Annotated in this window: 13 protein-coding genes; 4 read left to right on the forward strand and 9 right to left on the reverse strand. The window is 38.4% G+C overall.

What is annotated here, in order from left to right; translation table 11 throughout:
* Positions 1-9 precede the first annotated feature (9 nt).
* Both A8M50_RS03785 and A8M50_RS03790 read right to left on the reverse strand, forming a co-directional pair.
* Complete coding sequence (locus A8M50_RS03785) at positions 10-369, reverse strand: YraN family protein (RefSeq protein WP_005644740.1); 360 nt, start codon at positions 367-369, stop codon at positions 10-12.
* The gene (locus A8M50_RS03790) at positions 369-2096 is read right to left on the reverse strand and encodes a penicillin-binding protein activator (RefSeq protein ID WP_005645073.1); all 1728 of its coding nucleotides are present in this window, start codon (positions 2094-2096) and stop codon (positions 369-371) included. The genes A8M50_RS03785 and A8M50_RS03790 overlap by 1 nt, the downstream gene beginning before the upstream one ends.
* Before the next feature lie 71 nt (positions 2097-2167).
* On the opposite strand from A8M50_RS03790, the gene rsmI reads away from it, so the two are divergent.
* From rsmI to A8M50_RS03805, 3 genes are all read left to right on the forward strand, one after another.
* Positions 2168-3019 carry a 16S rRNA (cytidine(1402)-2'-O)-methyltransferase gene (gene rsmI / locus A8M50_RS03795; protein ID WP_005644742.1) on the forward strand — a complete coding sequence of 284 codons (852 nt, stop codon included), beginning with the start codon at positions 2168-2170 and terminating at the stop codon, positions 3017-3019.
* A gap of 102 nt (positions 3020-3121) precedes the next feature.
* Positions 3122-4570: a metalloprotease TldD gene (gene tldD / locus A8M50_RS03800; protein ID WP_005644816.1), complete on the forward strand. Its 1449-nt coding sequence runs from the start codon at positions 3122-3124 to the stop codon at positions 4568-4570.
* A gap of 122 nt (positions 4571-4692) precedes the next feature.
* Positions 4693-5244 carry an NlpC/P60 family protein gene (locus A8M50_RS03805; protein ID WP_005644897.1) on the forward strand — a complete coding sequence of 184 codons (552 nt, stop codon included), beginning with the start codon at positions 4693-4695 and terminating at the stop codon, positions 5242-5244.
* An 83-nt stretch (positions 5245-5327) separates the two neighbouring features.
* Here A8M50_RS03805 and fbp read toward each other — a convergent pair whose 3' ends face one another.
* Complete coding sequence (gene fbp, locus A8M50_RS03810; protein WP_005645035.1) at positions 5328-6329, reverse strand: class 1 fructose-bisphosphatase; 1002 nt, start codon at positions 6327-6329, stop codon at positions 5328-5330.
* A 234-nt stretch (positions 6330-6563) separates the two neighbouring features.
* On the opposite strand from fbp, the gene truA reads away from it, so the two are divergent.
* A complete protein-coding gene (gene truA, locus A8M50_RS03815) occupies positions 6564-7373 on the forward strand; it encodes a tRNA pseudouridine(38-40) synthase TruA (RefSeq protein ID WP_005644789.1) in 810 nt (269 codons plus the stop codon).
* Between the two features lie 92 nt (positions 7374-7465).
* Here the strand turns inward: truA and A8M50_RS03820 are convergent, their stop codons facing one another.
* Genes A8M50_RS03820 through A8M50_RS03845 form a run of 6 tightly spaced genes read right to left on the reverse strand, consistent with a single transcriptional unit; the run spans position 7466 to position 13892 of the window.
* Positions 7466-8482 carry a YeiH family protein gene (locus A8M50_RS03820; protein WP_005645032.1) on the reverse strand — a complete coding sequence of 339 codons (1017 nt, stop codon included), beginning with the start codon at positions 8480-8482 and terminating at the stop codon, positions 7466-7468.
* Positions 8483-8493: 11 nt separating this feature from the next.
* A complete protein-coding gene (locus A8M50_RS03825) occupies positions 8494-9303 on the reverse strand; it encodes a peptide ABC transporter ATP-binding protein (protein ID WP_005645069.1) in 810 nt (269 codons plus the stop codon).
* Positions 9303-10352, reverse strand: coding sequence for a peptide ABC transporter ATP-binding protein (locus A8M50_RS03830; RefSeq protein ID WP_005644650.1), 1050 nt, complete (start codon positions 10350-10352; stop codon positions 9303-9305). The genes A8M50_RS03825 and A8M50_RS03830 overlap by 1 nt, the downstream gene beginning before the upstream one ends.
* Before the next feature lie 3 nt (positions 10353-10355).
* Positions 10356-11243, reverse strand: a complete 888-nt coding sequence (locus A8M50_RS03835; RefSeq protein WP_005645052.1) for an ABC transporter permease subunit — start codon at positions 11241-11243, stop codon at positions 10356-10358.
* Positions 11233-12198 (reverse strand): ABC transporter permease, encoded by a 966-nt coding sequence (locus A8M50_RS03840; RefSeq protein WP_005644965.1) that lies wholly within the window; start codon positions 12196-12198, stop codon positions 11233-11235. Before A8M50_RS03840 ends, A8M50_RS03835 begins: the two co-directional genes overlap by 11 nt.
* On the reverse strand, positions 12198-13892 hold the full coding sequence (locus tag A8M50_RS03845) for an ABC transporter substrate-binding protein (RefSeq protein WP_005644840.1): 1695 nt from the start codon (positions 13890-13892) through the stop codon (positions 12198-12200). The genes A8M50_RS03840 and A8M50_RS03845 overlap by 1 nt, the downstream gene beginning before the upstream one ends.
* Positions 13893-13959: the final 67 nt, after the last annotated feature.

Raw genomic sequence — 13959 nt, forward strand, 5'->3', positions numbered from 1 at the left:
AAAAAGCCATTAATCGAGAAAATTAGGAATCCATTGAATATCTTGGGGCGTTTTGCCAAAGGCGATTAAATCAAAACGACAATCGGCGTCTTCTAAACTCATATTTTGTTTCATTAGCCATAAATTTGCAGCATCCAACCATTTTTGTTGTTTTTGCCAATCTACGCTTTCTATTGCCGAGCCAAAGGCATGATTAGAACGTTGGCGAACTTCAACAAAAACGATGGTTTCTTTGTCACTCATAATAAGATCAAGTTCACCACATTTGAAATTTTGATTAGCAGAAATAAATTTTAAGCCTTTTGATTCTAAAAAAAGGCGAGCTTGATGCTCAAAGCTCGCCCCTTGTTGACGTTTTAAAGAAAACATTAGTTTGCGACCGGTACAACTGCACCATTTTGATATTGATACCAAGTCATATCGCGTTCAACATTACAATTTGTACCCGCACTTAAAATACCGGTTAAACCACTCAAGCGATAGCCTGGAACTTGGCGCAATTCATTAAATTGATTGATGAGTAACCAAGCATCCGCACCCATTGCGTATAAACGCATTAATTGATATTCACCGCCAGTTGTTTTGGCTAGTTTTTGATATTGTGGTGAATTGGTTTCTTTAAAAAATGGAATATCACTAAATTGAACACCATTCATTTGAGCGACAAATTCAGGATTGCTGCTTGCTGTATTGGAGCTTGAGCGTGAGCTTGCATAAATACGTACATTTGGTGCACTATTCGTTAAATAGCCTTTCATTTCAACTAATTCATCTGGATTAGCGACCACATAAAGTGCGGTTGAATTTGAACCATTTTCTTGAAGGAAATAAGTAACATCCGCAGGTAAATTATAGTAACGAATATTCGCATCGGTGCCCGCTAATTGTTGCCAACGTACATTAAAGGCATTACCAACTCGTTGTCCTAAATCATTTTGCGGCATTGCAACCAGTGGACTACGAATTCCATCATTCCACATTTTATTTGCAGCGGATTCTGCTTCATCTTCTGGTGAAAGTCCATAATAGCAAAGTTGCCCAATTGCACGAGAATTTGGTGTCGCATTTAACGCAAGCACATCCATACCTTGAATTTGTGCTGGATCCGCTAAAATCACATCAAGATTTTGTTTTAGTAATGGACCCACTAACGTTTTAATACCTGCTTGTTTTGCTTGAGCAATGATATCTTGTACAGAATTCATTGAGGTATCAAATACTTGCACTGGAATGGTTGAGTTACCTTTCGCGTCGTTGAAACCCGATTGAATGGTTGTACCAAGAATTTGTCCATCTCCACTTAATGGCAATAGTAAACCAATTTGTGACACATTCGTTTGTTGGAAATTAAGCAATGTAAGCAATTCTTTTGGGAACAAGGTTGCGGCTGCATGATTTGGGTAAGCATTTTTCCAACTTTGCAATGCTTGGCTTAATTGAACTGGTTGACGAATATAATCATTGTAGGTTTTGATTAACGTTAACCAACCGCCTAAAGCTGCGTTGCCTTCATCTGAAGCATTATTGATTACACCAGTATTTGCTGAACGTAACAATGCCCAAGTTTTATCAACGTTATCTTGACGACGTTGTACATCTGTTAAATTCTCATCAATTTTTACCCGCGCTTTTACGGCCTCAATGATATCTTTACGGTTTTCAGCAATAATAGCCAAGGTTTCGTAATAACGAGATTTTTGTGAAGGGCTCAATTTATTTAAATCCAATGCACGTAATTGATTTTGCGCGACGTCATTAGCATTTTTTGCAGCAGAAATTCTCGCTTCAATTAATGCACGATCTAATTTTTGCGCATCATTTAATTCACCTAATTCACTTAATAAAGCTTCTGATTGTTCAACTTTATTTTCACTGATTAACACGCGAGCCGCGAGCAATTTATAGGTTTGTTGATCTTCAAGTTCTTGTGCTTGTCCTAATTTATTCATATAAAATTCAGAACTTGCATTCGCATCTTGTTGTAAAGTTTGCGTAAAACTGCTGCTAAGTAGATTTGAACAGCCAGCTAAGGCCATTGACAATAAAATTGGCATTAAACGTTTTTTAAAACGTCCGCCTTGTAATAGAATAGACATTCTTGCTCCATCATGAACAGACAATAGTTGTGGCAGATCTTACTTATCTCATAACTTAAAAGCAAACAAAAATGACTGATTTAACCGGAATTTTATACATTGTTGCCACGCCGATTGGCAATTTACAGGATATCACCCAGCGTGCTTTAGATACTTTTACACAAGTGGATTTAATTGCAGCAGAAGATACCCGTCATAGTGGCCTTTTATTAAGCCATTATGGTATCAAAAAGCCCTTTTTTGCTTTGCATGATCACAATGAACAAGAAAAAGCCCATATTTTGGTGGGAAAACTCAAGCAAGGTAGCAATATTGCTTTGATTTCTGATGCGGGGACGCCATTAATTAGTGATCCTGGTTTTCATTTAGTACGCCAATGCCGTGAAGCTGGCATTCGCGTTGTTCCTTTGCCTGGAGCATGTGCGGCAATTACCGCACTTTGCGCATCGGGGATTGCTTCTGATAGATTTTGTTTTGAAGGCTTTTTACCTGCGAAAAGTAAAGCTCGCAAAGATAAATTAGAAAATATCGCAGAAGAAGACCGCACTTTAATTTTTTATGAATCCACTCACCGTATTTTAGATACATTAGAAGATATGCAATCGGTGTTAGGGGAAGAACGATATATTGTGTTAGCCCGTGAAATTACTAAAACTTGGGAAACGATTACGGGTAATACGATTAAAAATTTACGAGAATGGCTTTTAGAAGACCCCAATCGTACAAAAGGCGAGATGGTTTTGATTGTGGAAGGCAAACCAAAGTCTGACAATAACGATGAAATCTCCCCACAAGCGGTGAAGGCGCTTGAATTAATTGCAGAGGAATTACCGCTAAAAAAATCGGCGGCTATTGTTGCTGAGTTGTATGGTTATAAGAAGAATGCTTTGTATCAATTTGGATTAGCGCATTTGGAAAAGTAACCTCAAAATCAACCGCGCTTTATTCATCCGATTTTAATCTGTGCTGTTGCACTAAACGGACACAAGCTCTTACAAGATATTTACTTTTAGACTGGAAAAAATATGTTAAACCAAGTTTCAAATACATTACTGACACCAAGTAATCTTTCAACTAAAGCATTGCTCAATATTTTCGACATGATGTCGCACCGTAATATTGACTATGCTGATTTGTATTTTCAACTTAGCCAAGATGAAAGTTGGGTATTGGAAGATGGCATTATAAAAGAAGGCGGTTTTCATATTGATCGTGGTGTTGGCGTGCGGGCAGTTTCTGGTGAGAAAACAGGCTTTGCTTATTCTGATCAAATTAATCTTGCTTCTTTGCAGCAATGTGCGGGGGCGGTAAAGGGAATTGCGCAGGTCAAACAGGGGAATTTGATTTCGCCATCCGCTTTTAATGTTGTAAATCCTATTGCTCGTTATGCAGCGATTAATCCTTTGGAAAGTTTGACTAAAGAGAAAAAAATTGAGCTATTACATTTAGTTGATCGTACAGCACGCGCGGAAGACCATCGCGTAACCCGCGTATCAGCAAGTCTTAGTTCCGTTTATGAGGAAATATTAGTCATGGCGACGGATGGTACGTTAGCTGCAGATATTCGTCCTTTAGTTCGCTTATCTATTTCTGTGTTAGTAGAGGAAAATGGCAAACGTGAACGAGGCAGCTGTGGTTCTGGTGGGCGTTTCGGTTTAGATTGGTTCTTTGAAGTGATTGATGGCGATATTAGAGCGGTACGATTTGCTAAAGAAGCGGTTCGTCAAGCTTTAGTAAACCTTAGTGCAGTTGCAGCACCTGCAGGATTAATGCCAGTTGTATTAGGTGCTGGTTGGCCAGGTGTGTTGTTACATGAGGCTGTTGGGCATGGTTTAGAAGGTGATTTTAACCGTAAAGAAAGTTCACTTTTTACAGGCAAGATTGGTGAACAAGTGACTTCGCCGTTATGTACGATTGTGGATGATGGCACGATTGAAAATCGTCGAGGTTCATTAACTATTGATGATGAAGGTGTACCAAGTCAATGCAATGTACTCATCAAAGATGGGATCTTGCAAGGTTATATGCAAGATAAAATGAATGCCCGTTTGATGGGCGTGGCGCCAACGGGGAATGGACGACGTGAGTCTTATGCTCATTTACCAATGCCTAGAATGACCAACACCTATATGCTTGCCGGCCAAAGTCAGTTTGATGATTTGATTGCTTCTGTAGAACAGGGCATTTATGCACCGCACTTTGGTGGCGGGCAAGTGGATATTACGTCTGGTAAATTTGTATTTTCTACTTCAGAAGCTTATTTAATTGAAAAAGGAAAAATCACGAAACCTGTGAAGGGCGCAACTTTAATTGGCAGCGGTATTGAGGTGATGCAAAAAATTTCTATGGTTGCGGATAAATCCGAACTTGATTTAGGTATCGGAGTTTGTGGTAAAGAAGGGCAAAGTGTGCCGGTTGGTGTTGGACAGCCCGCACTAAAAATTGATGAAATTACCGTGGGTGGTACAAATTAAACCAAAATTGCGCAAAAGATCACAAAAATCTCATTAAAATTGGATTTTTACTGGCAATTTTATTCAAATTTTGATAGTCTCGGGCAGAATTGTATTTTTATATCTTTTAATTATTTTAAATTATGTTGAAAAGAATTTTAGTTATTATCGGTTTAGCAACGCTTGCAACCGCTTGTTCTAATGGCCCTCGAACGGCAAATCACCAAGTTATTTCAGAAAGTGATGATGCTCAATTAACCGGTTTGATTAGTAATTTAGAAAAAGGTAATCGTTCAGGGATTTTCCACAAAGTGAGAACAAACCGTTCATCTGCATTGATGGGAGATAAGGCTTTAGCAGGTGTTTATAATGAATGGGTAGGCACTCGTTATCGTATGGGCGGTACAACTAAACGTGGTATTGATTGTTCTGCATTTATGCAAACAACTTTTTCTGAAGCATTTGGTATTGAATTGCCGCGTTCTACGGCTGAGCAGCGTTATTTAGGTAAACAAATTAGTAAATCAGAGTTGAAAAAAGGCGATTTAGTTTTCTTCCGTAAAAATAACCATGTTGGTGTTTATATTGGTAACAACCAATTTATGCACGCAAGTACAGGGCAAGGTGTGATGATCAGCTCCCTTGATGAAGAATACTGGGCTAGAACTTACACTCAATCGCGTCGTATCATGTAATGAAAAAGAAAACCGAACATTAAGTTCGGTTTTTTGATCAGTTTATTGATAAAAATCCCCTCTTTTAGTTGAGGGGATTTTTATTATTCTTTAAATTCTTCCATCATTTCTTGCGCTTTTTTCACCATATCTTGTGAACCAACAAATAATGGAACTCGTTCATGAAGTGCGGTTGGTTCGATATCTAAAATTCGGCGATAACCATCTGTTGCGATACCACCAGCTTGCTCCGCTAAAAATGCAATTGGATTGCCTTCATATAATAAACGGAGTTTTCCATTTGGATAGTTGGTTGCACTTGGGTAAATATAAATGCCACCTTTTAATAAGTTGCGGTGGAAGTCTGCTACAAGTGAACCAATATAGCGAGAGGCGTAAGGACGATGAGTCGCTTTATCTTCTTCTTGGCAATATTTAATATATTTTTTCACACCTTGTGGGAATTTGAGGTATTGCCCTTCATTGATGGAATAAATACGGCCAGTTTTTGGCATTTGCATATTTTCGTGTGACAGACAGAATGTTCCGATTGATGGATCATAAGTAAAACCGTTAACCCCATTACCAGTGGTATATACCAACATAGTTGATGAACCGTAAACAATATAACCCGCGGCAACTTGTTTATTCCCTGGTTGTAAGAAATCTTCTAAGGTGACAGGTGTACCAATTGGAGATACGCGACGGTAAATAGAGAAAATTGTACCGACGGATACGTTTACATCAATATTTGAAGAACCATCAAGGGGATCGGTTAAAATAATGTATTTTGCATTGCGTCCACGTTCCGTATCAAATGCGATAAAACTTTCTTCTTCTTCAGATGCAAAACCAGCCACTTCTTCACGTGCCATTAATGCTGCTTTCATCGTGTTATGGGCGAATAAATCAAGCTTCATTTGACTTTCGCCTTGTACGTTTTCAACACCAGATTGGCCGAGAATATTTGTTAAGCCTGCTTTATTAATATCTCGGTGAATAATTTTCGCTAAAAGACGAATTGACGACAAAATACCACTCAATTCCCCTTTTGCATTTGGGTATTCTGCTTGGCGTTCAACGATAAATTCACTCAATGTTTTCATAATTTTCCTTTTAGTTTTTCATAATACGTTGATTAATTATAGGGAATTTGGAGTGTGAACTCTAATGATAGATTACCAGAATGAGATCTTTATCACAAAAATTTCATATTAATTGTTGTAATTTTTAGAAGCTATCACTTATTTGTTAATTAATTCTGGAGCGATTTTGTGAATTTGCGCTCCAAATAAACTTGAGCTACCATAACCGCACTTTATTAAGCCAAAAGGTAAAAAATGAAAATCGCATTAGGCATTGAGTATAACGGGCAAAATTATTATGGTTGGCAGAGACAAGAAAAAGTCCGCAGTGTACAAGAAGAATTAGAAAAGGCGCTTTCTTGTATTGCGAATGAAAAAATTGACATATTTTGTGCTGGCAGAACGGATTCTGGTGTGAGTGGAACGGGGCAGGTTGTTCATTTTGAAACCAATGCGGTTCGCCCAGAGAAGGCTTGGGCTTTTGGTACTAATGCTCATCTACCTGATGACATTGCAGTGAGTTGGGCAAAACAAGTCGATGATGAATTCCATGCAAGATTTTCTGCAACAGCACGCCGTTACCGCTATATTCTTTATTGTAATAAATTACGCTCTGCGATTTTAGCGGGAGGAATGACTCATTGTCATTTAGATTTAGATGCCGAAAAAATGCATCAGGCAGGGCAATGTTTATTAGGGGAGCATGATTTTTCCTCTTTCCGCGCTGCACAATGCCAGTCTCATACGCCTTGGCGTAATGTGCATCATTTGAATGTGTCTCGTATCGGAAAATATATTATTGTTGATATTCAAGCGAATGCTTTTGTGCATCATATGGTGCGTAATATTGTGGGAAGTTTGATTGAGGTCGGTGCTGGAAATCAGCCGATTGAATGGATGCAATGGCTACTTGAGCAGAAAAATCGTCAGCTTGCCGCACCAACAGCAAAACCTGATGGATTGTATTTGGTGGATGTGATTTATCCGCAAAAGTTTGATATTCCTAAGCGCCCAATTGGTCCTTTATTTTTAGAGGATGGTTTATTAAATCGCACTTTGAAATAAAGCGTAATTTCATGTTTTAAATCACCATATCTGAAAATATTCTTCATAAAAAAAGACCGCACTTTAAAAGTGCGGTCGATCTTAAGTGAATTTTATATTAATTTTGATATTCCATAGTTCACTAAAAATCCACCAATCACTAGCCATAAATAAATCAGTATCCCTAAAATCAGAGGTTTTAGTCCTGCTTTCTTTATTGCGCTTGATTGCGTAGTTAAGCCGAGCGCAGCCATCGCTGAAATTAATAAGAAAGAATCGATTTCAACTAATAATTTCACGAGTTCTTTTGGTAATAAATCAAAAGAATTAAAAATGGCAACGCCAATAAAAAGTACAGCAAACCAAGGAATTGTAATTTTTTGCGATGTATTTTCTGATACCCTATTATTACGTGTTAATAACCAAGAAAGCATTAATAAAAATGGTGCGAGCATCATCACTCGGATCATTTTGGTAATGACAGCGGTATTCGCCACGATAGGATCAATATTTCCCCCAATCGCATAAACTTGAGCCACTTCATGCACGCTAGAGCCAACATAAATGCCGAATTGATGAGCGTTAATTAAATCTTGTGACCAGGTGTAGAAAAATGGATAAGTAAAAATAGAAATCGTCCCGAAAATGACTACTACGGCAATCGCCACTGAAACTTTATGAGATTCTGCTTTGGTAACAGGCTCTGTCGCCATAACCGCTGCCGCACCACAAATACTACATCCAGCCCCAGTCAGATAAATCAATTGTTTATCCATTTTTAGATAACGAATGCCCAAAAGTGCGGTAAAAAAGAACGTTGAAATTAGCATGATTGCATCCGTGACGACAGCATTTAAGCCAACATCGGCGATATCGCCAAAGGTGAGTCGAAAACCATACAGAACAATGCCAGTGCGAAGAAGAGGTCCTTTCGCAAATAATACACCTTTTTCCACTTGTGCAGAAAATTGAGGATAAATGGTATTGCCGATTGCCATTCCCAGCAAGATGGCAATAATTAAGGAACTGATATGATAGTGATGAGAAAAGTCGGTACTTCCTAAGTATCTGGCAAGTACAGCGATAATCGCGATAAATATAAGTCCGAAATAAAAGGGACGAGTGTTCATTTTTTCTTTCCTTAGTTAGTATGAGTTTCCTTCACCCAGGCACTTTCATCCAAAATTTTTCCAAAATAACTTTCCACTAAACGGCCAGTTACATCTGTTTGAGGATCGGTAAATAGCGTTTTAGGCGTACCGCTCTTTATCATTTTCCCTTTATCCATCACGATGACCGTGTCTGCAATATGTTTAATCACGCCGAGGTCTTGCCCTACATAAATGTAAGAGATGCCCAAACGTTGCTGCAGATCAAGGGTTAAATTTAGTAATTGAATGCGCACCGAGGCATCTAAATTACCAAGTGCATCATCTATAATAATTATTTCAGGTTCTAAAATCAGCGCGCGAGCCAAAGCAACACGCTGTTTTTGGCTGATAGAAAGATTTTTGATTTTTAGATTTGTGTAATCGGGGTAAAGTCCTACAAGTAACAGTGTTTCAAAGATTTTTTGATTGCGACGTTCTTCATCCCAATCTGTTGCTAAACGTAGCGGCGCATCTAATGCCTCACCGATATTTAAGCGAGGATTAAACGCTGAATTCGCATCTTGGAACACCATTCGAATATGTTGCGCGCGGTATTGAAAATCCTCGAATTGCAATTCATGATCGTTAAATAAAATTCTGCCAGAAGTGGGCTGTGTAATGCCCGCGATCATTTTTACTAACGTTGATTTCCCAGAACCATTTTTGCCGATAATCGCCAAAGTTTGTTGACGTTCAAGAAAAAAACTCACATTTTCTACAGCATTAAAGTCACTTGTGCCAAATAAATGCTTGCGGCCTTTAAAGGTTTTCGTTAAATCTTCTACTTGTAATAACGGCATTATTCATTTCCTTTGCTTGCAAGGGTTAATGGTGTACTCGTTGCTTTTTCTTTGAAGGTTTTCTCGCGTAAATTAATTGGGTAATGGCAAGAAAATTCATGTTGTTTTATTTTGAATCGAGTTGGTTTTTCAATACATTTTTTCTGTGCAAAAGGACAACGAGGACCAAGACGGCAACCAATAGGCATTTGTTCTAAAATTGGCACGGTACCTTCTAAGGTGCTTAGTTTGGTTTTAAATCCCAAAGGCTGCGTAAAATCAGGCACGGCATTAATCAATGCTTGTGTGTAAGGATGATGAGGACTTTCAAGCAACATTTGCGTTGGCCCTGATTCCGTATTTTGCCCGCAATAGAGTACAGAAATCTGATCGCACCATTCACTAATACTTCTGATGTCATTGCTAGTCAATAAAACGGTTGTGCCTTGGTTTTGGTTCATACTAGAAAGTAGTCGAAATACCTGTAATGCTGTTGTTGCTTCTAATGCATTAGTCGGTTCATCGGCAATGAGCAAGCGAGGCTGATTTGCCACTGCGATAGCAATCATGACTTTTTGTCCTTCGCCTTCCGTTAATTCATTAGGATAGCTTGCCATGATGTCTTTGTGCTCTTTTATCCCTACACGATGTAATAATTCAATGGCACGGCGTTTTTTCCAACCAAACCATTGCCACCATTTTCCTTTAAATGTCCAATTCGGGATATTTTGGATTAATTGTTTACCAATTTTCCGACTTGGATCAAGACAAGAAAGGGGATCTTGGAAAATCATGGATATTTCTTTGCCGACTAGTTTTCGACGTTTATTGGGACTGAGTTTTAGTAACTCTACATCATGAAAGCGAAAGCGATCAGCGGTAATAATCCAGTTTTCTTTGATGGCATTACAAATTACTTTAGCGATTAAACTTTTACCAGAACCCGATTCGCCAACAAGCCCACAGATTTCTCCTTCATTGACCGATAAGTTTACGCCGTCCACAATCTTAACGAGGCCGTTTGAGGTTTGTATTTCGATATTTAGGTTACGGATGTCTAGTAGTGCCATAAATTATTCGTAATATTGGTTGATAGCTTTAGTTAAGCCATTGCTAAAAATAATGCTTAATAAAATGGTAAAAATAATTGCAAAGCCTGGGAGTAATACCGTCCAAGGTGCAAGATAGAGGAGTTCTAAAGAATCTCGAATCATTGCGCCCCATTCTGGGGTTGGTCGTTGTGCGCCAAGAGAAATAAAACTCAAGGCGCTAATATCCAATATAGCGACAATAAATGCGCGTGCAATTTCTTGAACATAGATTACGGTGATATTAGGTAAAATGGTACTTTTTAATAATTCCCAGTTAGAAATGCCCTCAAGTTTTAACATGAGGACGTAATCTTTTTTCAATTCTTGTTGAATGGCTCGATAAATTGCATGGATGAAATACGGCAATATCGCTAAGAGTGTTGCGAACATTGCATTCAATAAACTCGGTTCCATCAGAGTGGAAATCACGATGGCAATGAGCAAAATAGGGAGCGATAAAAAGGCATCGAAAATATGACCAACAAAACGCGCTTTTAAGCCCTTCAACATACCCGCAACAATGCCAAGCGTTCCACCAATTAAGGCAACAGCAAGTACGACTAGCAACGATGATCCAATCGTGTAACTTGTGCCCATAATTAATCGGCTTAGCACATCACGGCCTAAATCATCAGTACCAAAGAAAAAGGCGATTTGGCCTTTTTCTACCCAAGATGGCGGCATTAATTCTTGCCCGACAAACTGCATATTATGAGCATAAGGCGCGATCCAACCGCTGAAAAGTGCGGTTAGAATTAACAACGTTAATAAATAAAAGCTGAACAACGCAACGGTATTTTTGCGAAATAGCAGCCAGATTTGGAATATTGAAGTATTTTCTCGAAATTCTTCAGGTTCTTTATCTTGCATACCAACCTTTCTTTTTAAATGGATCGAGCACGAAAGTAAGTGCTTTAATGAATGTGTCGATCAAAATAATGCAAACGCCAATGACAACTACACCCGCAGAAATACTATTGTAATCTTGTTGCGTTACGGCATCGATCAGCCATCGACCAATTCCAGGCCAACCTAAAGCGGTTTCTACCAACATACATTGAGTTAATACTAGGGTGAACACGCGCGGTACTTGTGGAACAAGCAGAGGAAACGTATTACGGAATACATATTGATGGAGAATTTTCCATTTTGACCAACCCCGTGTTGTGGCAACTTTGGCAAAATTTTGGTTCAAAACATATTCTGCTCGTTGTTGAATAATTCGGATAATTTCCATTGTTGGCAAAATGCAAAGCACCAGTGTCGGTAAGGCTAAATGTTGCAAAACATTTTGTACAATTTTGGTGCGATAAGGCACATCCATAAACCAAACATCAATGACTGGGAAACCAGTAATCGGTTTTATTTCATAGAGTAAATTGTATTGCCCAATAGAAGCGATTTCCCAATGATTCACCGCTGCCATATAAAGTAAAATCGGCGCGAGCCAAAATATCGGGATCGACAAACCAACATAAGATAAGCTTTTTAAACTTTTTGCAAAAATATGCTGAGAATTTACCGCACTTATAATGCCAAGCGGTACGCCGAGAATGAACGCTAATAAAAGTGCGGTAAAACAGAGCTCTAATGTGGGTGGAAGCACCGTTAAAATTAAATCTATGAGCGATTTTCCACCGTTATAAGTAATGCCAAAATCACCATGTAATAAGGTGCTTAAATAATTAAAATAACTGGTGTAAATATTGTGAGTGACGAGATCTGCATTAAGCGGATCTCGCAATAAAATCACGAAACTTAGCAAAGATAACACGAGTAAGAGCAAGGTTACCCAAAGGGTATGGCGAATAATAGACCACAACATTAGGGGTTCTCCTTGTGTAAGCGTAAGTCAGAAAAGTTAAGACTACCAAAAGGTGTCATTTCCACGCCTTTTACTATGCTATTTGCCACCAAAATGCGTTTTACATTCGCGATAGGGACAATTGGCAATTCATGTAGAATCAGTTCTTGAGCATCATTATAAGCACGCGCCCGTTCAGATAAATTAGAGGTGGCAATCGCGAGATCCATTAAATTATTAAATTCTTCGTTACACCAGTTAGATAAATTTGTGATTTCATTTTGCGTATTACAGCTCAAAATAGGGCGCATAAATCCATCAGGATCAAGATTTCCTGCTAACCATCCCGTTAAAATTAAATCGTAATTTTCTGATTTATTACGAAGTTGCTCACTCAAAAATGTGCGTGTTACTGTCCGCACTTTCACTTTCACGCCGACTTGATCCAAATCAGATTTAATCATTTCCGCCATTTTAAAAGGTGCGGGATTATACATTTGTTCTTCATTAATCACCCATAAATTGAGCGAAAGATGTTTATTTTCTAATTTTTTCTTCGCGACTTTTGGACTGTAATCAAAGTCAAATTCTGGCGTGTTTACGCTAGAAGCCCAAGATATTTCAGGAATAATGTTATTTGCCACTGTCGCAGTATTGTGATAGATGTTGTGAATAATACGTGCGCGGTTCAAACTTTGTGAGATAGCTTCTCGAATGGTGCGATCCTGCATCAATGGTTTTTCAAAATTGAAAGCAAGATATGCCAAATTCATTCCGTCAGTGGATTGCATATAGTAGTGCTTATCGTTGCTCTTTAATAAGCCAATTTGGCTTACTTCAGGATAAGAGGCTATTTGACATTCATTATTGAAAAATTTGACGAGTCGCCCGTTTCTATCAGTAGATAAATCTACGATAATATTTTCAATTTTTGCTTCTTTTTTCCAATAGTTTTCGTTACGTACTAAGCGAACATATTGGTTATACACATAATCCTTTACTTGATAAGGCCCTGTGCCTACTGGGTGAGTATCTAATTGAGTGAGATTATCGTCAGCGCTTAATTGATAGGCATATTCTTGTGAAAAAATAATGGCATATTGGCTGGCAAGATGCGACAAGATGGAGGAGTCAGGCTCAAACAATTCAATTTTCACTTGGTAAGGTGAAAGTGCGGTCACTGATTTAATTTTTTCATTAAGCTTAATGCTATCAAAATAAGGAAAGCGAACTTTTCTTGCTTGCTCATGAAACACTTTATATTGTGGATTTTTATAGGTAATTGCCGTTTCTGCTAAGGTTGGCAAGTAAGTATCATGACCCAATACACGATTGATTGAAAATACCACATCTTCCGCATTAAAATCACGAGTGGGGGTAAACCAAGGCGTATGATGAAATTTCACCCCACGGCGTAAATTAATTAAAATTTCTTTGTTATCTGGTGAAATTGAATAGGATTGAGCAAGCACAGGCGTAACGTTCGCACTATGATTTTTTATTTCAAAAAGTTTGTTATAAATTTGCTCTGTGACGACATTCATACTGGTGCCTGCATCCGCAGTTTGTGGATTAAAAGAAAATCCAGAGGCATTAGTACAATAAGTTAATCCGTTTTCTGTTAGGTGTTCTGGTACGCGCGGAGCCGCTTGAAGTTGGGAATTCAAGCCAATACCAAATAGAAAACAGAAAAACGTAAGATTTTTGCGTAACATAACAAATGCATTGTGATAAATTATGTGCCAAATTGTAAGGCATATTAGTAAAAATGGCTAGGATATT

Source organism: Haemophilus haemolyticus, assembly GCF_001679045.1.
GTDB classification, from domain to species: Bacteria; Pseudomonadota; Gammaproteobacteria; order Enterobacterales; family Pasteurellaceae; genus Haemophilus; species Haemophilus haemolyticus.